The sequence below is a fragment of the Nostoc sp. genome, assembly GCF_036918245.1.
Taxonomy (GTDB): Bacteria; Cyanobacteriota; Cyanobacteriia; order Cyanobacteriales; family Nostocaceae; genus Nostoc.
Window position 1 is genome coordinate 1 of sequence record NZ_JBALEF010000104.1, and the last position, 23271, is coordinate 23271.

Sequence of the window (23271 nt, forward strand, 5' to 3'; positions counted from 1 at the left end):
TCGCGGAGCGTCTGGTAGAGTAGCCATGCCGGAATGGCTTATCGGTTCAAGAATAAATCTGAGTAGGTCATGGGGAGTGTCCTTAAATAGCCGCCAATATTGGACAGTCTACTACGCTACAAGCCCCATTCTCTCGTTGATAGTGGCATCATCGTGCCAAACCGGGTTAATTGTACTCGCTTGGCTGAAAGTAAGACGAGATAAGCCTTTCAAGAAGCGCTTTTTTGGTGAAAAACTATGATTATGCTGCTAGTTTTGATCTAGTTTAAACGAAAAATCGTCGTTTCAGGCACTTGAATTTTTCGATTCGTATAAAAAACCTTTTTTGGGTGCGACAAGATGGCGCACGAAGGGCTGGAAGCCCCTAGATATAAGCCAATCGGATTGTTCGGAATTTGAGACAGCGAATCAGCCTCGGAAATTGGCGAAGGTATTGATAAGCCGAGCGCTTGCCATCTGGTCGAAGAGGTTACTTAGAGTCTTCGTAGATAGTCGCTCCCGCACTGCGGAGTTCATCCAGAAACCATTTGGTATCCGAGAGTAGTTCGGGTAGGTAAAGCCCAGGGCGGGCAGGAGAACGGTCATTGAGTCCCAATACCGACGCCAGAGAAAGAACGACGCACAAACCCGTGAGTGAGCATGCGCCATGCTTGAACTCCAGCGTTGATCGCAAATGCTTCGTTCGACCATCGGCCTCGCCCTCGATCTCGACGACGATCTCGTGAGCCGCCTCACCGCCCCGGCGGCGGCTGGACGATTCGTCGGTCACCAAGTCGAAGCGTACATCCGACGCTCCGGGGGCGGCATGGAGGCTCACGATATCGAACGAGGAAAATGCGGTGGCATCGAGCGATCGACCGTCGACTGATTCGACCTTGCCCTTTGCGGCGTCGCCGGACAGCCATATGCGCCGCCCACCCTCGAATACCAGTGCGGCGGGAGCCAACTCGTGTACCCGCTCCATGTCTTCGAGCGACGATGGACCAGCTGTATCCTTCTCGTCGAGGATTGCTCCGATCCTGATGGATTGGATGCTCTCAAAGCCTTTGGCGCTGTTCAGCGCCAGAAACGTGGCCGCACCGGCCATCCAGTGACTGGCGACCACGACGGGTGCTGCGGTCGCACGATGCGCGAACAGCGCCAACTCGGGGCCGAGTTCGGTGAGGCCAGTGTTGATGTTCAGGTAAGGGACGCCCAAGTCCTGCGCGTAGCTCATGCCTTTAAGCCCAGCTTCGGGAGCCAACATCACCACGGCAGCTATGGCGACGTCATCACCGAGGCCCAAGCGGGGCTTATCAATATCTATGGCAACGGCTTCGGCAGCGCCCACCTCCTGGGCGACTTCGCCTGCCGCTTGCAGGTTCCGTCCTCCGATGAGCACTGGAATGCCGGGATGCCTCTGGCGAAACCACCTGACAGCGGCGCGCCCCACGACGCCCGATCCCCCGGCGAAAAGTACCTGTGCTGTCGTCATCAAGTTAGAAGCGCGTTCTTGGTCAAAAACAATGGTTGGTTCTTTGGTTTTCATAATGCAATGAATGAGTGAATGAAATATACAATCGAGCGTACCTTTGCAAGCTGTTGGCGTTTTACCTGTTTACTGCGATCGCTTGCCAATCATGTTGTTGTACGAGGAGTGCAAGCTGCATTGGATTCTCGTCTGATCTAACTTGAGTGTAATGAGTGCCAACGCTCAACTTCTTTCAGATTCTTACAATGATTTGTCAGATTCTTATGGGGTTAGCGAACCTGCTTGGGGGTGATTCCAGTCAGGCGCTTAAACTGTTGCGTCAAATGGCTTTGGCTGGAGAAGCCGACTTGTAAAGCAATGTCCGCGATCGTCAAGTCCGTTTTCGACAGCATCACTTTTGCCTGTTCCACCCGCTGTTGAATCACATACTGATGCGGCGAGATTTTCATTGCTTGTTTAAACAAACTGGCAAAGTAAGTGGGGCTGATATTAACGACATTTGCCAGTTCAACCAGTGACAAATCGCAATCGAGATGAGTGTGAATGTAGTCGATCGCTTGCTGCAACTGGATATGAGTTAAGCTTCTATTCTCAGGTGCAATGATTGGTGCATTCTCAGAATAATGCCGCAAGAGATGGATGATTAATGCTTGAGACAAAGATTCAACATATAATCGCCCCATCATGCCACCTGATTTCACCTCAGCTAAAAGTAGCATGGTAATCTGCTGAAGATTCAAGTCTTGCTGACCGAAATGGTTGACCAAATTGACCCGTGCTGTATTGATTTGGGACACTTGGGCAACTTGTTCGACCAGCTTTGGCTGTAAATGAATGTTGAGTTCCGTTTGGACAGCCTCACTTCCTGGACAACACCAGTAGCTCAACTGTTCAGCCGGAACCAAGAGGCTATCTCCTTCTTGAAAGATTGATTCGTGCCAGCGATCGTCAGATTTCTGGCTCAGATAAGTGGGATGCCCCATCGGTAAGATTAGCCAATGATCGGACAGAGCAGGCAGTTCTATTTCTTCTATTTTGCCAGGAATTGAAGTATAGTCATGCTGCTCAACCAGGATGCCATTCCAGCCCATCTGCCGACTAGATAAGGTCAGCGTTCTCTGGAGTCGTTGGTTCAGCTCACTTGGTTTAAGAAGGGTGTTTGTCATAGAATTTGCCTGTACCTACTCACTCATTCACAGCTTGGGGAAAAAACGCTTTCTGATTTTCTTAGCTTTTAACATGAGTTCATCTCAGGTCAACCCTCTTTAGGTCAACATCTTTTCTTTACGAAAAGAACATTACGCCAGCTCGATGACGATTTTACCGAAGAGATATGCTGATACTTAGGATTAATAGGCATCTATTTATACATTTATAGCCGTAGCCAGTACAGTTAGGACGTAAACTAGACAAGTGTGTTTCCTTCCTCAATTAGGACTGACTAAGCAATGCCAAACCCCTACAGTTACGATTTCCGGCAAAAGGTGATTGAAGCGATCAAATTGAACGGGTTGAAGAAAAGTGAAGCGAGTGAACTGTTTAACATCAGTAGAAACACCATAGACCTATGGTTGAAACGCTTTGCAGAAACTGGAGATTTTCAGGCAAAGCGGAATCAGTCTGGTGGTCACAGCCATAAAATTATCGATTGGGAGAAATTTCGAGCCTTTGTGAAAGTGCATGGGGATCAAACTCAAGCCGAGATGGCACAACTATGGGAGGGCGAAATTAGTGCCCGCACGATATCCCGTGCCTTAGAGAAAATCGGTTTCACGCGAAAAAAAAGACCTACGGCTATCAAGAACGCTGCGAGTCTAAACGGCAAGAGTTTATTGCTCAGATAGCTCTGCATAACTCCGATGAAATTGTCTATGTTGATGAGTCTGGCATGGATAATCGAGACGATTATGGCTATGGCTGGAATGAGCGAGGAGAAAGGTTTCACGCCCTCAAGTCTGGGCGACGCCAAGGGCGAGTAAATATGATTGCGGCATTGTGTCATCAACAGTTGATGGCTCCCTTCACAGTTGAGGGTTCTTGTAATCGAGATGTGTTTGAGACCTGGTTGGAAACTTGCTTAGTACCTGTACTTAAACCAGGGCAGGTTGTAACAATGGACAACGCCACCTTTCATAAAGGTGGACGTATTGAACAGTTGATTCGAGAGGCTGGCTGTCAAGTCCTGTATTTGCCACCTTACTCCCCAGACCTCAACCGAATTGAGAAATGCTGGTCATGGCTCAAGAGTCGAATTCGCAAACAACTCCAGCAGTTTGACACTCTTCGAGAAGCTATGGAATCTGTTTTACGCAAGGCATCCTAACTCATCTGGCTATCGCTATAGGAGCTTCAAACCCCTGCTATGCCGTATTAAATTGTTGCACCAAATAATCTATAGGTTAATTGGTACATTGAGAATTGCCAAAAATATCGATTGACAGGATGCTTATACAGTAAGGGTTACAGCCTTAGCGTACAATTTTCCCGTTTTGGCACGGTGATGCCAATAGAAAAGCCTTTGTATCGCCCTCCGTAATACTCATTAAAAACTTTATTTCCAAGGTAAGCGTCGTAACTCAAATAACCGCGGCGATCTAAATGACCAGATAAATCTGTTACGTTCCTTTGGCGTCAATCTCGCTGTTGCGGAAAGATGAACCAGCCCGCGCCCCCGAAGCCAAGTTTGATAAGGCGCAGTTGACCAGTTCGCACCCCATAGAGGATGACAGCGGCGTTGTTCAGGTTGACCCAGCGCTGACCAAGGCGGATCTGGTAGGCGAGCGGGGCACCAGCAATGCTATTAGCGGGTTGGGGTCGGGTTCGGACGGTATAGATCGATGCCGTGGGGCCAGGCACTACCCAGTAGCCGAAACCGTTATAGAAGGTCGCCGTGTACACCGACCACACACTGTCGTGTGCTGGTACTACCGCACCACTAGGAATTCTCTGCTGGGCGGAGAACGGGGTACTGATGTTCCCGACTAGATAGATGTTGGTGTCTGGTCGCTCTGGTGACGGAGCAAGGGAGCTTGGATCTGCGGGGTTGGGGAGCCGTGCAAACTGGATCACCTGAATACCAGCGAACCAACCTGGGCGGGAGATGTCATAAGGGCATGTGGTAACGAGAGGCGGGCAGGGGCTACTGGAGCCTTCACTACCTGAGCTCTCGGCTAAGGTCGAGCCGACGGGAGCAAGGACGAGGAGCGCGGAGGTAACGGCAGACATCGTCATGGCTACGACCGGATGAAGGGATGGGAGCATCGACAGTCCTCAGTAATAAGTATGCAGGAAAGCATAATAATATAGTATTATTAATAGCTTTGCCAAAATAAGAGCCTAGATAAATTTTGGCAAAAACGGTAAAACTGAGCATATATAAGCGGTTTGATGAAAACGTGGTTTGGAATCTGAAACCCTTATCCCGCTGCGATCGCTGATTCTCAATCAGTAAAGACAACGGAAAAAGAGGGGAGGTCTACGGTTTTGATGGTGGCAAGAAGGTTAAAGGACGTAAACGCCATATCGTTGTAGACTCTCAAGGATTGTTACTTGGGGTTTTCGTCACCGAAGCTAATGCCTCAGAAAGATTAGGGGCAGTGGTTGTGCTGGATGAAGCAAAGGAAAAATTGTCCAAATTAAAAGTGATCTGGGGAGACCAAGGTTATTCTGGCAAGAACTTTGCCAATGCTGTTATTCAGGTCTGTGGTGAGCAAGTACGGGTGGAAGTGATTGAACGAACCTCCAACACCTTCCTTGCGTTGCCCAAGCGATGGATTGTTGAGCACACTTTTGGCTGGCTGAATCGATTTCGGCGGTTGAGCAAAGATTATGAGGTGTATTCCGAGGTGAGTGAAGCGATGATTTATGGTTCTTTGCTTCGTCTCATGGTCAGGCGATTAGCTATTTAACATTTACTTTACGAATCAGCTCTTAGTCAGTCCTGATTGAGGAAGGAAACACACTTGTCTAGTTTACGTCCTAACTGTACTGGCTACGGCTATATTCCCAAAGTTATTTAAATTAGCATTTGGTGAAAATTGTTAACTTCACTAAGCGTGAAGAATTAACGCTGACACCAAGCTAAAATCTAGACTAAATAATTACAGCAGATTTCAAAGAAGGTGAAGTACATACACTAAGTCTCAAAACCAGGGATAAAGCCTGTTTTACTTCTGACTTCTGATGTCTTTGCGGAGCTTTCTTTGCTTTGCTCATCTTACGGTTACAGTGACAGTAGGAGCAGCCGCAATTTTTTATGTTCTCGTCCTCAGCAGAGACTAGCTTGATTTTATCCGCTTTTTTGGACTCTTTGACCCTCATCCCTCAAGGATGTTGCTGGTCATTATTGGAGAGCTTTTCACCCAGACATTTTGATTGTGATAAAAATCACCACGCTGTTCTAATGTAAACCCACCCAGCAATAATCCCAACCATACTTCTACCATCGGCATTTGCAACACACGTTGCAGTTTAACTAAAGAAATCTCATCTTTGACATTTATCAGATGGTTAGCGATGGCGCTGTGCCATTTTTCCACATCCTCATCTGATGCCAAATTGCGGACATCTTCTAAAGTTGTCACCTCATTGAGCATTGCCAAAACATTCGCTTTTTCAACAGGTGCTACTACAGAATCACCCAACTCAGTAGGATATGAAAATTGGTGTGGGCCGTGTGGTTTAAAGGTTTGTGGTGTTTGCGGTTCAATCAAATCATCTAAATCCAGATGCATTGTTGTCCGCACTAGACCAGCAAAGAGATCGGTGCTAACAATTGGCCCCTTTGGGTTATTGAGATTGCGGGTATCTTGCAATAGCACTTCGGCACGAGACTTAAGAATATCCGCAATTTGACTGAAGGCAAGCGCTGCGGTTAATAACTGTGCCTCCAAGGGTAAATTTTCTAGCTCCGCATCTAAACATTCCCACATCGGTACTAGTGTTGATGTCGCTGGAGATTCAGACAACTCATCTAATACATCCCAGATGGTTAATTGGCGGTATGTGGTCATCTCTAGGATTCTGGATGTAACGGGCAGGGTCGTACTGGGCAGTAGCTTGAGGTAATCTCAAACATATCCTTATAAAGATATAGTGAAACACTATATTGAGATGCAAAAGCCTGTAACACCTGATCTGTATAAGTGCGTATTTTACCCGCCGTTAACCCAAAGCAGTGAATTGGTTCTAAGCGGCAAACAGGTTTTTGCCCTAGCCAGAGTTCTGCACCCAAGGCATGTAATGGTTTATCCCCTGGTTCTTTATACAAATACAGCACTGCAAAATATGTTGCTGGTGGTTCGACTATTACTGAATCAATTTCTGCTGAATGACTCTCACAACGATTACGGTAAAACGAACGGCGATTGTGACAGACTTTTGGATTCCAACACCCGTCCCCTGCTGTTCCATGTAAAACTTTAGCTTGAGTTGTTGGTAATTTGGCGCATAACTGACACTTGGGATCGAGTGGCTTTGGCATAGCTTACTCTACTTCCTCTCCGATTGCACGATAGTAAGCAGCGATCGCCGCTTCTTGCTCACTGCGAAGGGTATAGCGCCGAAACGCTTTCTCGCTTTGATGTCCTGTTAATTTTCGTGCATGGCTGGGGTCAACTCCCAATAGCAATAAGTCAGTAGCGTAAGTATGTCGAAAGGAGTGAGGGTGCAAATCCTCAATATGAGCTATTTCACCAATTTTTTCTACAGCGAAGTAAATACCGTGATAACTCAAGCGTTCACCTTTGTATGAAGCATGGTGTGAAATCATCAGTGGGGAGTCGCTGTTTAACACCTCTCCTTGCTGTGAGCGCAATTGTAAATACTCTGCTAAAACTTCCCGACTCTCTTTTCGCAGTGGAACTAAGCGTGGTTCATTGGTTTTGGTGTCTGGTAAAAATAGCAGCTTGCCATCAAATGAGCCAACATTTAGCTGTACAACTTCTCCAGCACGCAGTCCATGACTGAGAATGTGAACCAGTGCTGTATCGCGTTGCTTTGTTTCTCCCAACAATTCCAACGCTGACCAAACCTGTTCCATTTGTTCTGGGGTTAAACTCTGAGCTGGTGGCAGTGGTACTTTTTCCAGTTTAATCCCCAGTGTGGGTAAGGTAGCAATAATATCAGGATACGTATAGCACATCCATTTAAAAAAGCTTTTGAGTGCTGCAACTCCTGCATTGATGCTGCTTTTAGAAAGCGGTTTACCAGCATCAGTAAGTATTTCATCACGGAGATATTCTTTATATAGCGCAAGGTGACGTGGACGCAGTTCATGATAATGTAGTTCACTCCAAGCCAAAAACCTTTTGAGTTCTCGTTCGTAAAGCTTGCGGCTGTTGGGTGCGAGATTGTTGCTGCGTAAAAATTCCAAAACTTTTACCCACCGAATATCGGTTGGTGGTCTTGTACTAGCCGTGCGCCCAGAGAGCGATGCAGTTTCAGCGTTTAGGGGAATGAGTTTGATAGGAGGTAACGAATCTGCGTTATAGTTCATTCTTTTGTTCAAAAGTCTTCAGAAGTCGGAAGTCGGAAGTAATTGTCTTATCGCTGAAGGTTATGAAAATATATTTATTCTCTATTCGGAGTTAAACTATTAATTCTCGCTTGCCGCCTTCATCCTCCTGCCGTTGGATTTGCTGCCATTTAATCTCTGTTTAATTTTGCCAGTAGAAGCAACTCAGTTGAAGTCGGAGGTCGGAAGTCTTCCGCAAGTCGGAGGTCGGAAGTCGGAAGTCGGAGGTCGGAAGTCGGAAGTCGGAAGCAGAAAATAGTGATGAGAAACTGGCTTTTGAGTTAAATAACTAAGGTTTCAGTTGCGCTCTGTGGCATCCAACTTTAAAAATTTATTCTCATTTAATCTATTCTTTATTTTGCGTGTAGAGGCAACGAGTATCTTGACTATTTCATCAGCTTCTCTAAGTAATGGGTCAAATTTAGATTTATCAACAACTTCAGATTCAATTAAAATTTCTAGCCAATATTCAGTTTCACGTGCCTCCTTGAGTGCTATTTCCATTTTGTGCAAAAAGTCTTTATCAGACTGAGCCGAACGAGATTCATGCACATTAGCACCAATACTTGTACCAGAACGCAACAGTTGCTTTGATAGCGTGCGGCAAACCCCCGGTTTTTCATCAAGAAAGCTACAAGCCTTAATGATTCTGACCGCAAACGCTTTACTCCTGTCAGTAATATTAATGTCTTTATCCATACTTATACCCGCTGTACTTTATCTTTATCTTTATTTATTCTTACTTCCGACTTCCGACTTCCGACTTCCGACTTCCGACTTCCGACTTCCGACTTCAACCATCATACCCGATCGCGGATACAAAATAAGTAACCCTTATCTTTTATCCGATATAAACTACGGTAAAAACACACGAACCCCCAGACACTACACTTTCACCAACATGCTGTGACTTACACCATAAGTTGTCCGCGACGGACAGCTTATGCTTGAAAATGGAGCTTTAAAACCTGCTCTTTTTGGGCTTTGATACGTAAATTTAGTAGTTTCAAGTTTTTCAAGCTGCAAAAATATAGATATTTTCGGTCAGTTTATGCTTTATTTCTGAATTTTCGGTCACGTTATGGTTTCAAAACCTATATTCGCAGAGCGATCGCACTACGACAAATCAAGTATTTCAGCCTTCCTTACGGACAGTTTATGGTTGAAAAAACGGTCACTTTATGGTGTAAGTCACACATGCTCAAGCGGAGGGTGCATGTTGGCAACGGAATAGAGTGCGATTCGTTGATTAGTGAATCACGGTGTAAGTCCGTACATAACTAATCCAACCTGACAGCAGATTACTGTCATTAAAGGTTGAACTCTCGGTTTGATGTAGGTGTAAGCCCTACCATTCAGACTCAGAATTGACTCCTTATCTGCCCACACCGAACAAGCTCGTTTCTTGCAGAGTGAAGCTGGGAACAGGGCGCAATCAGACAGCCGTTACGGGTTGACACTGGCGCTAATAGGGAGTTCCCAAGATGAAACAGAGCCTAGAAAAGCAACTTACGTTGAGGCAGGGCGTAACACAAAAACCCCTGACCATACTGGAGATAATTCCCGCCGTACATTCTATTTAGAAACGGCAAGAGTCCAGGGAATCTAGTAGTTGAATTGGCTACATCTAACGGAACAATCAATCTCACCGAGGGAACGAATAAAAACGAGTTGTGAGTCCTGGGGAAGTCGAACCCCAGGTAGGTAAGACGGGATACGGAACTCTCACAAGTCGGGTAGGACAGACCGTAATTGGTCTGAGGTGTTCAGAATACATTAACTAGAGAAGAGAAAATGATTAGACACAGTTACAAAACTAGTGAATCTTGGAAAGCTCTACCGTGGAAGAAATTCCGCCGTAACCTTTTCCGCCTTCAAAAGCGCGTGTACAAAGCGGTTCAAGTTGGAAACAAGCGGAAAGCTCGGTCACTCCAAAAGCTTATTCTAAAATCTACCTCGGCTCGATTTCTTGCAATAAGACAAGTATCTCAGTTAAATGCTGGTAAAAAGACGGCTGGTATCGATGGTAAAAAATTCCTCACCTTTAGCGAACGCTTCCACCTGGAAGAATGGTTAAGAGTGAATAGCGGAGATTGGAAACATCAAGGCTTACGGGAAATCTCCATCCCCAAAAAGGACGGGACTACCAGAATGCTTAAAATACCAACCATAGCGGATAGAGCTTGGCAATGCCTTGCAAAATATGCTCTGGAAGCCGCCCACGAAGCAACTTTCCACGCTAGGAGTTACGGGTTTAGACCTGGGCGCTCTGCCCATGATGCACAAAGGTACATCTTTAATAACCTACGCTCCTACGCCAACGGAATAGATAAACGAATAATCGAACTCGATATCGAAAAATGCTTTGACCGGATTAACCACTCAACAATCATGGACGAACTCATCGCCCCCAAAGGCTTAAAACTCGGTATTTTCCGATGCCTCAAGGCAAGAGTTAACCCACAATTCCCCGAACAGGGTACACCTCAAGGGGGAGTAGTCAGCCCATTACTAGCCAATATCGCACTCAACGGGATTGAAAGTATCCACAGATACCACCTAGAGTATAAACGCGGCAAAAGAATAACAAACAAGACCTCTATAGGGAGCATTGCCGAGCCATCAATCCGTTATGCGGATGACATGGTTATTATACTCCGTCCCGAAGATGATGCGACAGAGATACTTGAAAGAATCGCCGAATTTCTCCGTATTCGCGGGATGAATGTAAGCCAAAAGAAAACCAAAGTTACCGCCACGACAGACGGGTTTGATTTCCTTGGCTGGAACTTCAAAGTTCAGAGCAATGGAAAGCTTAGAAGTACTCCCTCAGTGGATAACTTTAAAGCATTCCGTAAGAAAGTAAAACACGTCGTCAACAACTCGAATTATGGTTCTATCATTAAAGCTGAGAAATTAGCCCCGATAGTTAGAGGCTGGAGAAATTACCACAAGCATTGTGATATGAACGGGTCAAAGCATTCGCTTTGGTTTATGAGCCACAGAGCATACACGGTATTTAACAAGGAAACAAAGCAAAACCGCTATTCGAGCGAAAAGCTCATAAAGAAAGCATTTCCAACGGTTCCTACCTCCGAAAATAAACACGTCATGGTTCAGGGTACAAAATCCCCCTATGACGGAGATACAGCCTACTGGAGCGAACGCAATAGTAAGCTCTACGACGGCGAAACTTCTATTGCTCTTAAGAAGCAAAACTATAGATGTGCTTCCTGCGGGTTGAGATTCATTGATGAGGGACGGGTACACCTGCACCACATTGATGAAAATCATGCCAACTGGAAAAAGAATAATCTAGAGGCAATCCACGAAAGTTGTCACGATTACAAGCACATGAGCAAAAGCGTAAGCTAAGAACATCGGGAGCCGTATGTGATGAAAGTCACAAGTACGGATCTAACTGAGAGGTGCGGGAGATAATACTCCCCATCGACTCAACCAACTATTGCGCTGCCGAGAAATTTTGTTTGTCTTTGGTATCGCTTTTGATGCGTAATTCAGCAATACACACTTCCATGGTGCTAACTTATAGTTATAGTTAGCCGTAACTTATTATAAGCACGATTCAACTATAGCTTTGACTGAGTGCAAAGATAGTTTACAAAAGTTGCTCAGGCGGTTGCCTTAGTTCCGGGTTAATTCGAGAAGCTATCCACGCGCAGATCCCGCCAGACATCAGAAATCTGCCAGCCAGAGTTGCCAACAGACTGTACCGGAGGATTATCAAGCAATGGAATATAGTCAGGAACTCTAGGTTCTATTATGATTACTGGTTTCTCCTCAACCTCAACCACAGGGGCTGTATATTTGTCAGTATTAGCTTGAAGAAGTTGGTCTTCTGCGTCTTGGATTTCCCTCATTTCCTTCAAAGTCAGCTTAGACGGTTTTTTGATGATCTTCTTCGTCTCTATATCATTAGAAGTTTTCATTGGCTGTTCCCTCGAAGGCATTGGTTCAAAATTTGGATGGGTAAAGTTAGGAGAAGTTAGGTGTTAATGATTGCACGGAATTAACAAGGTACACCAAATAAGATTGAAAATACGAGTACCTTGCTGAAGAATTTATCTTTTTCGATACAATTTTCTTTTTCGTGCAGATGCTTTTATAAGCAAGCGATCGCTTTTTAATCGTGACTGTACGTCAATATTTTTTCCCGCTTAGAAATATTACAGCAATTGTGGGGTTTTGTACCAGAACTTCATGCAGACACCCGTGTGGTAGATGTGCATATCTCTAGAAAAGCGGACAAAGGTAGAATCCAACCCCAACGACCCAGAAGTTGCGCGCGGATGTCCTCCTGATTTAGCTGCTGGAATCAAGGGAGCTAGGATTTCCCACTCCATATCAGTTAAGTCTGTGGGGTAAGAGTTTCGCACCATAAGCAACTATGTAAATATACTGCTTATGGTGTATTTACCTTTGCTTTAACTCCTTTCTCCTCGCTTTTAGATTTACTTTATAAATAGCCTATAATTCACACCACACAGCAAAAAATGACTACGCTCTAGTGGTAGTAACAAAAAATAGAAAACATATAGGTTAAATACGAAATCTTTCATTTAGATTGACGTAAGCGGCGAAACAGCCATTTAAATGGCGAAAAAGAGCGATCACTATTTAGGTGGATAACATTAAACGGTAGTTCGATGGTAAAAGTACTACCTTTACCTAATTCACTTTGCACATTCAAACTACCGTGGTGTGCCAGAACAATTGCAGAGGCGATCGCCAATCCTAATCCAGAACCGCCAGTGCTACGAGAGCGATCGCTATTCACCCGATAAAAGCGATCGTAAATTCGAGTCAGTTCCTTCTCTGGGATACCAATACCCGTATCATGAACCCGAATCACAGCATGATGGTCACTACAACCCAGGCAAACAGTAACCTCCCCTCCTTTGGGTGTATACTGAATTGCATTGACAATTAAATTAGAAACCAAACGATAAAGCTGGTCACTATCACCGACAATATTTACTGGCTTATTTACCTTGATGCTAGATTGCAGCATTACACCTGCCGCGATTGCCATCGCTTCAAATTCCTCGACTAAATCGCTGACAATATCATTTAGACAACATTGTTCTAGTTGTACTGGCAGCTGTTGCCTATCTAAACGAGCCAATAATAATAAATCTACAACCAAAGTAATAAGTCGCTGATTCTGACGGTGAATAGTTCGCAGAATGTCCCGCGTTTCTTCTTCATCCAGTTGCGACATTAAAAGCGCTGATTCCACCGTTGCGCCTGTTGCAGCTAAAGGCGTTCGCAATTCGTGTGCTGCATCTGCTGTAAACTGTTGAATTTGTCGATAAGATTGATAAATTGGCTGCATGGCTAATCCTGATAGCCACCAACTAGCAACTGCAACCATACCCATTGCGATCGGCAATCCCAAACCTAAACTTAATTTCACACTATCCAGATAACGATTAAATTCTTCAAGACTTCGCCCCACTTGCATATAGCCCCAATCCCGATGATCTTGGGTGTGTAGCATTAAAGAATTTTGGTGATAATCATTGCCTTTGCTGTCTTTGAGAAATAACCATTTTTCATTCCTGAAGACAGTAGACAGTCCTTCTGGATAATTGCCAGTAGTAGCAATCAAGCGTCCTGAAATATCAAAAAAACGCACATAGTAGTGATCTTTATTAACTACACCAAGAAAATGGCGTTTAGTATCTGACTGCTGTTGAGTACAGCCAGATCCAACTCTACATATATTTATATTTGGGAATAGCTGCTGTACAACAGGTTCCAAACTCCCAGGTTGCCTGAGCTTAAATTCAATACTGTCATGGAGTGTTCCGGCTACAGACTCAATTTCACTGTCTAAGGCTACCACATGGGCATGGAAAACAGCTCTGTAGACACCGAAAGCACAAACGCTTAAAATTGAACCCATGACGAGGGCATACCACAGAGCTAAACGAACACGAGTTCCTCGAAACAGTTTATTTTGATTCATTAATCACATTAAGACGATATCCCATACCGTGCAAAGTTTCAATCGGGTTAGCGCAGTCGAAGCAGACTAATTTGCGACGCAACAAACGTACTTGCGCCGCCACCACATTGCTAGCAGGTTCTGCACTCACTTCCCAAAGCTGATTGCGAATCTGTTCCGTGGTAACAATTTGATTGGGGTGCTTCATCAAATATTCCACCAGTTGGAATTCTTTATTAGTTAAAGAAATTTCCTGTTTTTCCCCTGTCGTGTTTTGACCGACAACTGTACTATTGCTGTAATCTAAAGTAAAGTTACCAACGGTTAGTTGTTGAGGTTGTAAGTGGGGATAACGCCGCTGCAATGCCCGCAACCTTGCCAGTAATTCTGCCATTCCAAAAGGCTTCACCAAGTAATCATCAGCACCTGCATCTAAGCCAGCAACTTTATCTTCCATGCTATCTCTAGCTGTGAGCATCAAGACAGGCAAACAACTTCCTTTTAAACGCAGCTTTTTACACAATTCCAAACCAGTAAATCCTGGGAGCATCCAATCTAAAATCGCCACTGTATATTGTGCCGAACTATTTTCTAAATATGCCCATGCTTCATTACCATCCATTACCCAGTCAACTAAATATTTTTGCTGCTTCAGCGTTCGCTTAATAGCAGCACCCAAATCTGACTCATCTTCGACCAGCAACACACGCATATCAAATTGAAAAGTTAGAGGTTCGTGGCAGTTTTGTGAAATCAGCATAGTTAATAACAGGGTTATCCCTTACAAACAGATTGACAGAAGTTTATGAAATTAGGATGAAATTCTGAGTTATTAAATAATATATACAAGCAAGCTATCTAAGATCATAAAGAGATGCTACGGCTTTGGTAGTATAAAAACTCAGTAGATATGATTGCTCAATTGGTGTGAGTGATACTCAGTTAGAGAAGTTAACAAATCTAACTAATTGCAATACGTCTACTGAGTTATTTTTTATTCTGACAGGTAATGATGAAATCAAGATGAAATATTAAGTCAGCTCATAAAATCTCTAATTGCACTTAAGCCCAACTAAAATACATCAATCAAAAGCTATGATTTAGACTTTTTTCAGTTATTAAAAAATAAGCCTTGTTTTTGATATGTCATTATAGACAAAATAATCTTATTCATATCAATTATAAATCTCAATACATTGCTCGTTTTTCTATATAAAAGCCCACCCGCAGGCGAGCTAAGATTTTTCCAAATGAGAATAGCTATAGCGTTTCCTAAGCAACTGAGGTATAGCCTAGCCACCGTAAGTCTGAATCCGGGCTAAACCAAGTGGAATTTCTTCTTTCATATCAACCTTTTTGACAGATACTGGATAATGCCAAGTTTGCTCATAACCTGGAGTATTAACTCCTTTCATACGAATTGATATGCTTGTACCAGGGGCTACTGGTTCCGAAAAAGCTACTGTAGCTTTTCTGTTGTTAATGGAAACCGTTGTCGGAATTTTTTGACCTAATTTATTTTCGACTTCAATTCCTTTATCAATACTTACCCCCTCTGGTAAATCAATCGCCAATTCTGAAAGTGCTTTACCTTGGACATGAACATCAAACTTATGAGTAGCATTTAGGGTACGGGCATTATTAGGAACAGCAGTACTATTTCCTAAATGGGAAAATTTAGCATCATTTGGATTTTTCGCCCAAGCAGTAGAAACTGAAGGAACTGAAGATGCGAGAACTAAGGTAAAGGCAACAGTGTAAATCAGCTTTTTCATCAATATTCTCCTTGTTTTGTTAATCAGTTAATTACCTCTATATCTATAATTGTGGAAGGTATTGATGAAATAGAAGTGAAATATTGTTATGTTAAGTAAAATTTAAAATATAGTTATTAATCATCAATGATTAATAATATTTGACAATTGGGTTTAAAAATCCCAAAAAGCCTCTGACATTTAACTTACAGACAAGTTAAATGTCAGAGGCTTTATTTATTGAATCGTGCTAAGTTTAAAAATTTACACGAAATCTAGCTACACCTATAGGTATTTCTGCATTAATGCCAACAAGATTAGCAGATAAACGGTAGACAGGGCCATTACCAAGAAATGGTTGTTTGACATTCTTGATATCAATCTTTAGCTTAGTATTAGGAACAATTGGTTCAGCAAAAGCTAGTAATATAGTTTTCCCATCTACAGAAACATTAGTGTTAATTTTTCTGCCATTATCTTCGTTTATAACAACATCATTAGTATTATCACTCCACCTGATAGTATTTGGAACTTCAATTTTTAACTGCGAAACACTCTTGCTATTTTTGGGAACGTGTACTCGCAAAGTATGTCTAACACGCGACCAGCGAGTCTGAGGAAATTGATAGTTACCATCAACATGAGGAACATTACCATCTTCTTCATTGGCACTTGCATAGTTGGCAGGAATTAAAAGTGCAGCAGCCAGAGTAGATATAGCAACGTAAACTAGCACTTTCTTCATGTTTTCTCCTCACTTAATCACTAATGTCAACAAATCAAAATGAACCTGTGATAAATCAATACGGAACAATCTGGTAAAACTAAAATTAACTACCTTCTACGTTTCTTACTTTTCACATTGTGAAAAGTAAGATTAGGTGTAAAGGTTTGAAGTTGTTATACTCTTACACCTCGTAATACCAACATTTTCAAAAATTTCCATGAAAAGTCAGTCTACGGTTACACGTTAATTAAAGGAAGTTAGAAATATTACCGTTAAATTGTTTATCGTTTGAAGTCAAAAAGGTATACTACCTTTATTGATAAGTTTGGCAGGTCTAAATGAAATCAAGATGAAATTTATGATGAATGTCAAAATTTAAGGATTAAAATGTAGGGAATTGAGCTATACCAACGGGAATCTCTATTTCACTACCAACAACCTTAACTGAAAAGTGGTATACAGAAGCTGGGCCTGTCACTGGTTGTTGAACTTGATTAAAACTAACTAAGAGTTTAGTGTTAGAAATAACCTTTTCAGGGAAATCTATAATAATCTGTTTGCCATTGACAGAAATATTAGTATTAATTTTTTGACCATTCGGATCAAAGACATCAATGTCATCACTCACTGCTACAGTAGATGGAGTTTCAATAATAAGTTGAGAAAGAGCGTTGTTCTTTTGGAGGATGTTTAATCGAAAAGTATGTTTGACAAGCCGCCAACTATTAGTTGGATATTGCAAGTTATTCTCAATGTTAGTCTCTTTAGCACTTGCATGACTAAAAGAAATGAAAGCTGTAGTGGCAAGAGCAAACACTGTACCTGTGTAAATCAATGTTTTCTTCATCTGGAATTTTTAAGTAAATTTTATGTAAAATAAGCTACATATTTTTGCTTATTGAACGAACCTTTACATTATGAGTTTGACAGGTCACGATGAAATCAAGATGAAATTTTGGCTGGTTTGGGAAAATTATTCGTTCATGCTATGGTAGGTAGCTACGGCTGAAGGAGAACTGCGGTTGACATAGCGAAAAATCCAATATTTGAAAATTGTATCCATGACAACTGGGACAGTAGCAATGAATAGTAAAATCAGACTTTTGTTTTCTGGAAGACCAAAATGCTTTGAGGTGTTTTCTAAAATTATTTCCCAACCATAGGTAGAGTGATAGCCGACAAAGATATCAGTAGCAAGAATAATGAAAAAAGCTTTCGCAGAGTCGCTTAAGCCATAAATTAAGTCGGCACTAAAAAATTGAATAGTGGTAAGCTGCTGCTTACCAAAGACACATAATATAATAAATGACAATAATGAAAGTATATCTGCAAATACGTTAGCAACTGCATCAATACTTTCAGTTTTGTATTTTCGGGATAACGCCATAGCCTTATCTTTGACCTTCTGTTCTACAATATTTGAAGAAAGTTCTGGAGCTTTTCCCAGCAGTACTTCAAATTTAATTTTTCGCTCAAATTTTTTAAATTCAGTTAAGGCTCTTTCTTCCTGAGAAGAATTTAAGAAAATTTCCGATGCTTCTTGGCTCCAGTATTTATAAATTAAGGGTTGAATTACAAATGTTTTAAAGAGATTATTCACTAATAATGGAACAATAAATAGAATTAACAAATAACGGAGCGAACTAATTGTTCTGTGACGAGAAGCGCGAAACTCTTCAACAACTTTATGCTCTGCATTTGGCTCTAGTGCTTGTTTTAGCTTTTCTAGAGTTTGTAGTATCGACCGAGGAACAAAGCTAGGTTTTTGAGATTTTGGATTAGGTTTCATTCTCATTTGTTCGATAAAGTCAGGCTAGTAGTATTACCGGTGTGGCTGAACTAAAAAGCCTGAGAATAGTCTGGAGTAAAGCCAAGAGATAAGCTCCTAAAAGTTACTATATATAATCAAGATGAAATTAGGATGAAATAAATCATTGAGCATTAAAAATTTACTAATAAAAAATTAGACTCTTTGAGCTAACTAAACACGATATAAACAAAAAGCCGGATTAAACTTTAAAATTAGGAGTATAAAACCAAAAATTATTATAATCATTCTCAATGATTTTACATATAAATAAATTCTGATAGATAGGACTCATATTTTATTGTTGAAAAAACTCAGTTCATCTGTGACTGATATGTTAATATATTAAAGAGAAAAGAAACATCAACAAACTGCCACCTTTCAAGCTGTAAATCCTAAATTCAAAATATTTTAGGGATTCTCTGACACCTTATACCTAACTAATCTCAATGCGTTACGTTTTCGTCTGTCAATGGTCAACGACGTTTTTGAAGCGATAGGTCTAATAGCGTCTCTAGTCTTTTATCAGTTAAGCGATGCATAGGCTCCCAGGTTTTTAAACCAAGTGAATGAACCCAAACTTGGACGTAGATAAAAGAGTATAACAATGCACTTACTATGACTATTTAGCAACAGGCTGAACGTTTGTCTTTACACCACAAGATTTGTGTTATGTTTCTGCGATTAGGCGATATTATCCCTAGTTTCACTCAAGCTTCCACTACAGGCGAGAGCAATTTAGATAAAGTGCTGGTCTAGTCCATAAAGAACAGCTTGCTGGGTGGGAAAGCAGTTGAATTTAACTGTACTAATATCTCCACCACAACAGAATTCATTCGGAGTCAATTGCATTGATTAGTGTATTAGGAGAGCTATAGATGTTTTTTCGGCAATTATTCGACCGCGAATCTTGTACTTATACTTACCTAATTGCTGACCTCAATACACAAGAAGCAATTCTGGTCGATCCAGTTTTGGAACAAGTTGAACGTGACCACCATCTTCTCCAAGAGCTTGGCTTCACACTCCGGTATTGTCTGGAAACCCATATCCACGCAGACCATATCACAGGAACTGCACAACTGCGCTCATTGACTTTTTGCCTGGGGGTACTGCCAGAAAATGCTCAGGCAGACTGCGCTAATCAGTTTATTCGAGATGGAGAAATATTGCACATAGGAAGCATTACCATCCAGGCGATCGCCACCCCTGGTCATACTGATAGCCATATGGCTTACCTAGTCAATGGCATTAACGAAGCGGCTCCAAAGGAGCTTCGCGTTCTCACAGGAGATGCTTTATTCATTCGAGGTTGTGGGCGGACAGATTTTCAAAGCGGTGATGCAGGAACTTTATATGACTCGGTGACACAACGGCTATTTACATTACCAGACGAAACCCTTGTATATCCTGGTCACGATTATCAAGGTCATATAGTATCTACAATTGGCGAAGAGAGGCGATGGAATCCGCGATTTGTAGAACGCGAATCTCGTGAGCCTGCGGCACGGTTACGCCCAACACAGATGCTCCGCGATCGCGCTAGCTTCATTGAGCTTATGACCAACTTGGATCTACCGAAACCCAAAAAAATGATGGAAGCCGTTCCTGCTAACAAACGTTGCGGTAACGTAGGTTCCCTTGGTTAAACCGTTGACTCAATATTTCGTTTGTAGCTTCTAAGTGAGAGAAAAGTATTATGTCTGCGCTAATTAAGCCAGTAGAACGCGAATCAGCCATTCCAAGTGATACATTGAGTGTGCAACATCAAATTGTAGTCGTCGGGGGTGGAGCCGCAGGGATCACAGTCGCCGCCCAACTGCTGAAAAAAAATAAGCAGCTTGATGTTGCCATTATTGAACCAAGAGACAAGCACTACTACCAACCAGCATGGACACTAGTTGGCGGCGGTGTTTACAAAGTTGAGGATACAGTCAGGGACGAAAAAGATTACATCCCTGATGGTGCTACTTGGCTCAAAGACTATGTAGCTAAGTTAGACCCAGACAACAATACAGTTATTACTCAGGAGGGAAAGCGTATTTCCTATGAATATCTAATTTTAGCTCCAGGTATTCAAATTGATTGGCATTTAATTAAAGGGCTGAAAGAAGCAATTGGGCAAGATGGCGTTTGCAGTAATTATGCTTATCAATACGCCCCTTACACCTGGGAAGTCATCAAGAACTTCAAAGGTGGTAATGCTATATTTACTTACCCTAGCACTCCGGTTAAATGTGGAGGAGCGCCACTGAAAATTATGTATTTGGCTGATGATGCCTTCAGCAAACAAGGGGTACGCCGTCACTCAAAAGTCATGTATTGCACAGCTATGGGGGTGATTTTCAGTGTGAAAGAATTCGCAAAAACACTGCTTTCTGTAGCAGAGCGTAAACAGATGGATGTGAGATACAAACATAATCTTAAAGAAATCAAAGCTGATACCAAAACAGCAATTTTTGATGTATCAACAGACTCTGGTGTTGAAGAAATAGCTATCAAATACGATCTGCTCCATGTCACGCCACCTATGAGCGCACCAGACTTTATAAAACAGAGCAAATTAGCTGTATCAGATGGAGCTGGTCAAGGCTGGGTTAATGTTAACAAATACACTCTACAGCACAATATTTACCCTAACGTTTTTAGTCTGGGCGACGCCGCTTCTCTGCCAACATCAAAAACAGCAGCAGCTGTGAGAAAACAAGCCCCAGTCGTTGTTGATAACTTACTGGCTTTGATGAACTCAAAAAATCTCAATAAAAAATACGATGGCTATACTTGCTGTCCATTAATTACAGGATATGGCAAAGTAGTACTTGCCGAATTCAATTATGACAACAAGCCCAGCCCTACATTTCCAGTTGATCCAACTAGAGAACGGTACAGTATGTGGTTGTTAAAAAAATATGGTTTCCCCTATATTTACTGGAATAGAATGTTGAGGGGTAAACCTTTTGAAGGAAAGATGTTAGGAATTAGCTCTTGAATCTCTCAGATAATTAGCCTTGTTCGATTGGAACTGAAAGTACAGGCAGATCAGGCGCTAAGGCTACCGCGTTCAGACATCGCTGCTTGTGGAAGCAATAGCGATTAGCAAAGAGCGACGTAGAAATCTTCGCTGTCTGCTTGTTCATTGACTTAAATTAGGTTATCAGGAGCGAAAGGACATTGATAACTCGGATCGCCTGTCTCCACCTGAATAGTTGGGTGTTCAATGCTGAAATTATCGTGAAGCTCACGCACTACCCGTGCTAAAAAAGTATCACCGGGATAACCTGCTGGGATGACAAGGTGAACAGTGAGTGCTGTTTCTGTGGTACTCATTGCCCAAATATGTAGGTCATGAACTTGAGCCACGCCAGGGAGTTCGGTTAGATAAGTACGGACAGCTAAAGGTTCTATTCCTGCTGGTACAGCATCTGTAATCAAATTCAAGGATTCCTGCAAAAGTCCCCAAGTGCCAACTACAATCACCACAGTAACAATCAAACTCACCGCTGGATCAAACCACAGCCAGCCTGTAGCAATAATTGCAATACCAGCTAGTACAACCCCTACAGATACCGCAGCATCTGCAACTAGATGTAAGAATGCGCCTCTGATGTTTAAGTCACTTTTACGCCCCGACAAGAACATCAAAGCACTTACTGTATTAATGAAAACTCCTATAGCTGCTACTGTAATTACTATTCCTCCTGCTACCGGAGCAGGTTCACGAAACCGTTGAATTGCTTCCCAGCCGATACCGCCAGAAACAACTAGGAGAAAAGCGGCGTTTAAAAGCGCAGCCAAAATTGAGGTGCGACGCAGCCCGTAGGTGCGACGTGATGTCGGGCGACGACGGACGAGGATGCTTGCGCCCCAAGCAAGTAGTAAACCCAAAACATCACTCAAATTGTGACCCGCATCGGCAATCAAGGCAAGGGAGTTAGCAACAATGCCATAGGTTGCCTCAATGACGACAAAACCAGTGTTTAGGGCAACACTGATAACAAAGGCGCGGTTGTAATTACTGCCACCGCGATCGTGTCCGTGACTATGATTATGAGACATGACTGTTTTTCACTCTCCGGCGGAGAAAACTTCTATAGTTTGACAAGTAACAAACTTGTCTTTAAGCATATGTTTGACCAAGGAAAAAAATTCGGTTATTGCAGTTTCACTATCAATAACCGTAACGAGAAGCGGTAATGCAGATGACTCAGTAGACGAGTCTAGCTCATTTAAAGTACGAAAAACGCCATGTTTGCCATATCCAGAAATTGCCCGCACTACCGTTACCCCTGTTAATCCTTGTCTGCGAGCCATTCCAAGCATAACTTGATGAAGGGGTTGATGTTCCCAACAATCCAACTCGCTAACATAAATTGTTAATTGTTTCCATGTTGTCATATAGCGTTTCCTATACTGGTATCGCTATTATCGCTAATTATTTATTTGCTCGGATTATCGTTTAAAGGCAAAGCGACCATTAAATTTTTCACCTTTTACATCCGTTTGAATAACAACTTTATACTCTCCCGTTGCAGTTGCAGGTAGCTTTGCTGTGTATTGCTTTTCCTCAGTATTATAAGGAACTTGTAGGGTTTTGTTACTGCCATCTGGTAGCTGAACTTGAGCCGTGAGCTTGGCATCAGTAATTGCTTTGTCCTGCTCGCCGTGTACGCTCACATCTAAATGGGTAGAATCTTTTTCTATATTTGGTTTGAACTCTAAATGATATTTGCCCGACTCTATAACTTGACCCTTATGCTCTCCATTATTAGATTGATCGCCTTTTTTATCATGAGCATGACCGTCGTTTTCATTATGCGCTTCCCCAGTTTTAGAAACGGGTTCAGTTTTAGCAGCTGTTTCTGTAGTTGCAGTCTTGGTAGCACTTTCCGAGTTAGCAGCTTGATTCCCACCATTACAAGCACCCAAAAAAATTAATCCTACACTGCTAACAATTACTAAACTGGTCTTCAGAAATTTCATTAATTCAAACTTCTTGATGTTTTGTGAATTAAAAACTAATACAGCAC

General features: G+C 42.4%; 22 protein-coding genes and 3 pseudogenes. 8 read left to right on the top strand and 17 right to left on the bottom strand.

What is annotated here, in order from left to right; translation table 11 throughout:
• Positions 1-241 (top strand): hypothetical protein (locus V7L12_RS30520; RefSeq protein WP_335090129.1); only part of this gene is annotated, 241 nt, incomplete at its 5' end.
• Between the two features lie 228 nt (positions 242-469).
• Here the strand turns inward: V7L12_RS30520 and V7L12_RS30525 are convergent.
• Entirely contained in the window at positions 470-1528 is a 1059-nt protein-coding gene (locus V7L12_RS30525) for a hypothetical protein (protein WP_335090131.1), read from the bottom strand.
• 18 nt (positions 1529-1546) lie between these two features.
• Here V7L12_RS30525 and V7L12_RS30530 point away from each other — a divergent pair, with 18 nt between their 5' ends.
• Positions 1547-1669 carry a hypothetical protein gene (locus V7L12_RS30530; RefSeq protein ID WP_335090133.1) on the top strand — a complete coding sequence of 41 codons (123 nt, stop codon included), beginning with the start codon at positions 1547-1549 and terminating at the stop codon, positions 1667-1669.
• 71 nt (positions 1670-1740) lie between these two features.
• Here V7L12_RS30530 and V7L12_RS30535 read toward each other — a convergent pair whose 3' ends face one another.
• The gene (locus V7L12_RS30535) at positions 1741-2637 is read right to left on the bottom strand and encodes an AraC family transcriptional regulator (RefSeq protein WP_335090135.1); all 897 of its coding nucleotides are present in this window, start codon (positions 2635-2637) and stop codon (positions 1741-1743) included.
• A 282-nt stretch (positions 2638-2919) separates the two neighbouring features.
• On the opposite strand from V7L12_RS30535, the gene V7L12_RS30540 reads away from it, so the two are divergent.
• Together V7L12_RS30540 and V7L12_RS30545 are read left to right on the top strand one after the other, a co-directional pair.
• A protein-coding gene (locus tag V7L12_RS30540; RefSeq protein ID WP_335090137.1) for an IS630 family transposase occupies positions 2920-3794 on the top strand; the annotation gives its coding sequence in 2 pieces (ribosomal slippage) (positions 2920-3249 and positions 3252-3794; 873 coding nt in all).
• A 1097-nt stretch (positions 3795-4891) separates the two neighbouring features.
• Positions 4892-5379: pseudogene (locus tag V7L12_RS30545) on the top strand (IS5 family transposase); the annotation flags it as partial.
• 408 nt (positions 5380-5787) lie between these two features.
• Here the strand turns inward: V7L12_RS30545 and V7L12_RS30550 are convergent.
• From V7L12_RS30550 to V7L12_RS30565, 4 genes are all read right to left on the bottom strand, one after another.
• Positions 5788-6483, bottom strand: coding sequence for a hypothetical protein (locus tag V7L12_RS30550; RefSeq protein ID WP_335090139.1), 696 nt, complete (start codon positions 6481-6483; stop codon positions 5788-5790).
• A gap of 2 nt (positions 6484-6485) precedes the next feature.
• Positions 6486-6953 (bottom strand): hypothetical protein, encoded by a 468-nt coding sequence (locus V7L12_RS30555; RefSeq protein WP_335090140.1) that lies wholly within the window; start codon positions 6951-6953, stop codon positions 6486-6488.
• A gap of 3 nt (positions 6954-6956) precedes the next feature.
• Positions 6957-7967, bottom strand: a complete 1011-nt coding sequence (locus V7L12_RS30560; RefSeq protein WP_335090142.1) for a tyrosine-type recombinase/integrase — start codon at positions 7965-7967, stop codon at positions 6957-6959.
• Between the two features lie 315 nt (positions 7968-8282).
• Positions 8283-8684: a four helix bundle protein gene (locus V7L12_RS30565; RefSeq protein ID WP_335090144.1), complete on the bottom strand. Its 402-nt coding sequence runs from the start codon at positions 8682-8684 to the stop codon at positions 8283-8285.
• 1095 nt (positions 8685-9779) lie between these two features.
• Here V7L12_RS30565 and V7L12_RS30570 point away from each other — a divergent pair.
• On the top strand, positions 9780-11360 hold the full coding sequence (locus tag V7L12_RS30570) for a group II intron reverse transcriptase/maturase (protein ID WP_335090145.1): 1581 nt from the start codon (positions 9780-9782) through the stop codon (positions 11358-11360).
• A 281-nt stretch (positions 11361-11641) separates the two neighbouring features.
• On the opposite strand, the gene V7L12_RS30575 is transcribed toward V7L12_RS30570, so the two are convergent.
• Positions 11642-11935: a hypothetical protein gene (locus V7L12_RS30575; RefSeq protein WP_335090147.1), complete on the bottom strand. Its 294-nt coding sequence runs from the start codon at positions 11933-11935 to the stop codon at positions 11642-11644.
• A gap of 219 nt (positions 11936-12154) precedes the next feature.
• Here V7L12_RS30575 and V7L12_RS30580 point away from each other — a divergent pair.
• Positions 12155-12296: pseudogene (locus V7L12_RS30580) on the top strand (winged helix-turn-helix domain-containing protein); the annotation flags it as partial.
• Here the strand turns inward: V7L12_RS30580 and V7L12_RS30585 are convergent.
• From V7L12_RS30585 to V7L12_RS30615, 7 genes and pseudogenes are all read right to left on the bottom strand, one after another.
• Positions 12284-12385: pseudogene (locus V7L12_RS30585) on the bottom strand (transposase); the annotation flags it as partial. The pseudogenes V7L12_RS30580 and V7L12_RS30585 sit on opposite strands and share 13 nt — an antisense overlap.
• 176 nt (positions 12386-12561) lie before the next feature.
• Positions 12562-13977 (bottom strand): two-component system sensor histidine kinase RppB, encoded by a 1416-nt coding sequence (rppB, locus tag V7L12_RS30590; protein ID WP_335090148.1) that lies wholly within the window; start codon positions 13975-13977, stop codon positions 12562-12564.
• Positions 13964-14716 carry a two-component system response regulator RppA gene (gene rppA, locus V7L12_RS30595; RefSeq protein ID WP_335090150.1) on the bottom strand — a complete coding sequence of 251 codons (753 nt, stop codon included), beginning with the start codon at positions 14714-14716 and terminating at the stop codon, positions 13964-13966. The genes rppB and rppA overlap by 14 nt, the downstream gene beginning before the upstream one ends.
• A 532-nt stretch (positions 14717-15248) precedes the next feature.
• Positions 15249-15731, bottom strand: a complete 483-nt coding sequence (locus V7L12_RS30600) for a DUF2808 domain-containing protein (protein WP_335090151.1) — start codon at positions 15729-15731, stop codon at positions 15249-15251.
• A 235-nt stretch (positions 15732-15966) separates the two neighbouring features.
• Positions 15967-16455 (bottom strand): DUF2808 domain-containing protein, encoded by a 489-nt coding sequence (locus V7L12_RS30605; RefSeq protein WP_335090153.1) that lies wholly within the window; start codon positions 16453-16455, stop codon positions 15967-15969.
• A gap of 364 nt (positions 16456-16819) precedes the next feature.
• On the bottom strand, positions 16820-17284 hold the full coding sequence (locus tag V7L12_RS30610) for a hypothetical protein (protein WP_335090154.1): 465 nt from the start codon (positions 17282-17284) through the stop codon (positions 16820-16822).
• A gap of 126 nt (positions 17285-17410) precedes the next feature.
• A complete protein-coding gene (locus tag V7L12_RS30615; protein ID WP_335090156.1) occupies positions 17411-18226 on the bottom strand; it encodes a CemA family protein in 816 nt (271 codons plus the stop codon).
• A gap of 896 nt (positions 18227-19122) precedes the next feature.
• Between V7L12_RS30615 and V7L12_RS30620 the strand changes: the two genes are divergently transcribed.
• Entirely contained in the window at positions 19123-19893 is a 771-nt protein-coding gene (locus V7L12_RS30620) for an MBL fold metallo-hydrolase (RefSeq protein WP_335090158.1), read from the top strand.
• 50 nt (positions 19894-19943) lie between these two features.
• A complete protein-coding gene (locus tag V7L12_RS30625; protein WP_335090160.1) occupies positions 19944-21233 on the top strand; it encodes an NAD(P)/FAD-dependent oxidoreductase in 1290 nt (429 codons plus the stop codon).
• 152 nt (positions 21234-21385) lie between these two features.
• Here the strand turns inward: V7L12_RS30625 and V7L12_RS30630 are convergent, their stop codons facing one another.
• Genes V7L12_RS30630 through V7L12_RS30640 form a run of 3 tightly spaced genes read right to left on the bottom strand, consistent with a single transcriptional unit; the run spans position 21386 to position 23224 of the window.
• Entirely contained in the window at positions 21386-22300 is a 915-nt protein-coding gene (locus tag V7L12_RS30630) for a cation diffusion facilitator family transporter (RefSeq protein ID WP_335090161.1), read from the bottom strand.
• A 9-nt stretch (positions 22301-22309) separates the two neighbouring features.
• Positions 22310-22639, bottom strand: a complete 330-nt coding sequence (locus tag V7L12_RS30635; protein WP_335090163.1) for a DUF190 domain-containing protein — start codon at positions 22637-22639, stop codon at positions 22310-22312.
• Positions 22640-22693: 54 nt separating this feature from the next.
• Positions 22694-23224, bottom strand: a complete 531-nt coding sequence (locus V7L12_RS30640; RefSeq protein WP_335090164.1) for a hypothetical protein — start codon at positions 23222-23224, stop codon at positions 22694-22696.
• Positions 23225-23271: the final 47 nt, after the last annotated feature.

Coding starts and splice junctions, on each gene's coding strand:
- V7L12_RS30525 (WP_335090131.1), bottom strand. CDS start 1,528: ATGAAAACCAAAGAACCAACCATTGTTTTTGACCAAGAACGCGCTTCT.
- V7L12_RS30530 (WP_335090133.1), top strand. CDS start 1,547: ATGAAATATACAATCGAGCGTACCTTTGCAAGCTGTTGGCGTTTTACC.
- V7L12_RS30535 (WP_335090135.1), bottom strand. CDS start 2,637: ATGACAAACACCCTTCTTAAACCAAGTGAGCTGAACCAACGACTCCAG.
- V7L12_RS30550 (WP_335090139.1), bottom strand. CDS start 6,483: ATGACCACATACCGCCAATTAACCATCTGGGATGTATTAGATGAGTTG.
- V7L12_RS30555 (WP_335090140.1), bottom strand. CDS start 6,953: ATGCCAAAGCCACTCGATCCCAAGTGTCAGTTATGCGCCAAATTACCA.
- V7L12_RS30560 (WP_335090142.1), bottom strand. CDS start 7,967: ATGAACTATAACGCAGATTCGTTACCTCCTATCAAACTCATTCCCCTA.
- V7L12_RS30565 (WP_335090144.1), bottom strand. CDS start 8,684: ATGGATAAAGACATTAATATTACTGACAGGAGTAAAGCGTTTGCGGTC.
- V7L12_RS30570 (WP_335090145.1), top strand. CDS start 9,780: ATGATTAGACACAGTTACAAAACTAGTGAATCTTGGAAAGCTCTACCG.
- V7L12_RS30575 (WP_335090147.1), bottom strand. CDS start 11,935: ATGAAAACTTCTAATGATATAGAGACGAAGAAGATCATCAAAAAACCG.
- rppB (WP_335090148.1), bottom strand. CDS start 13,977: ATGAATCAAAATAAACTGTTTCGAGGAACTCGTGTTCGTTTAGCTCTG.
- rppA (WP_335090150.1), bottom strand. CDS start 14,716: ATGCTGATTTCACAAAACTGCCACGAACCTCTAACTTTTCAATTTGAT.
- V7L12_RS30600 (WP_335090151.1), bottom strand. CDS start 15,731: ATGAAAAAGCTGATTTACACTGTTGCCTTTACCTTAGTTCTCGCATCT.
- V7L12_RS30605 (WP_335090153.1), bottom strand. CDS start 16,455: ATGAAGAAAGTGCTAGTTTACGTTGCTATATCTACTCTGGCTGCTGCA.
- V7L12_RS30610 (WP_335090154.1), bottom strand. CDS start 17,284: ATGAAGAAAACATTGATTTACACAGGTACAGTGTTTGCTCTTGCCACT.
- V7L12_RS30615 (WP_335090156.1), bottom strand. CDS start 18,226: ATGAAACCTAATCCAAAATCTCAAAAACCTAGCTTTGTTCCTCGGTCG.
- V7L12_RS30620 (WP_335090158.1), top strand. CDS start 19,123: ATGTTTTTTCGGCAATTATTCGACCGCGAATCTTGTACTTATACTTAC.
- V7L12_RS30625 (WP_335090160.1), top strand. CDS start 19,944: ATGTCTGCGCTAATTAAGCCAGTAGAACGCGAATCAGCCATTCCAAGT.
- V7L12_RS30630 (WP_335090161.1), bottom strand. CDS start 22,300: ATGTCTCATAATCATAGTCACGGACACGATCGCGGTGGCAGTAATTAC.
- V7L12_RS30635 (WP_335090163.1), bottom strand. CDS start 22,639: ATGACAACATGGAAACAATTAACAATTTATGTTAGCGAGTTGGATTGT.
- V7L12_RS30640 (WP_335090164.1), bottom strand. CDS start 23,224: ATGAAATTTCTGAAGACCAGTTTAGTAATTGTTAGCAGTGTAGGATTA.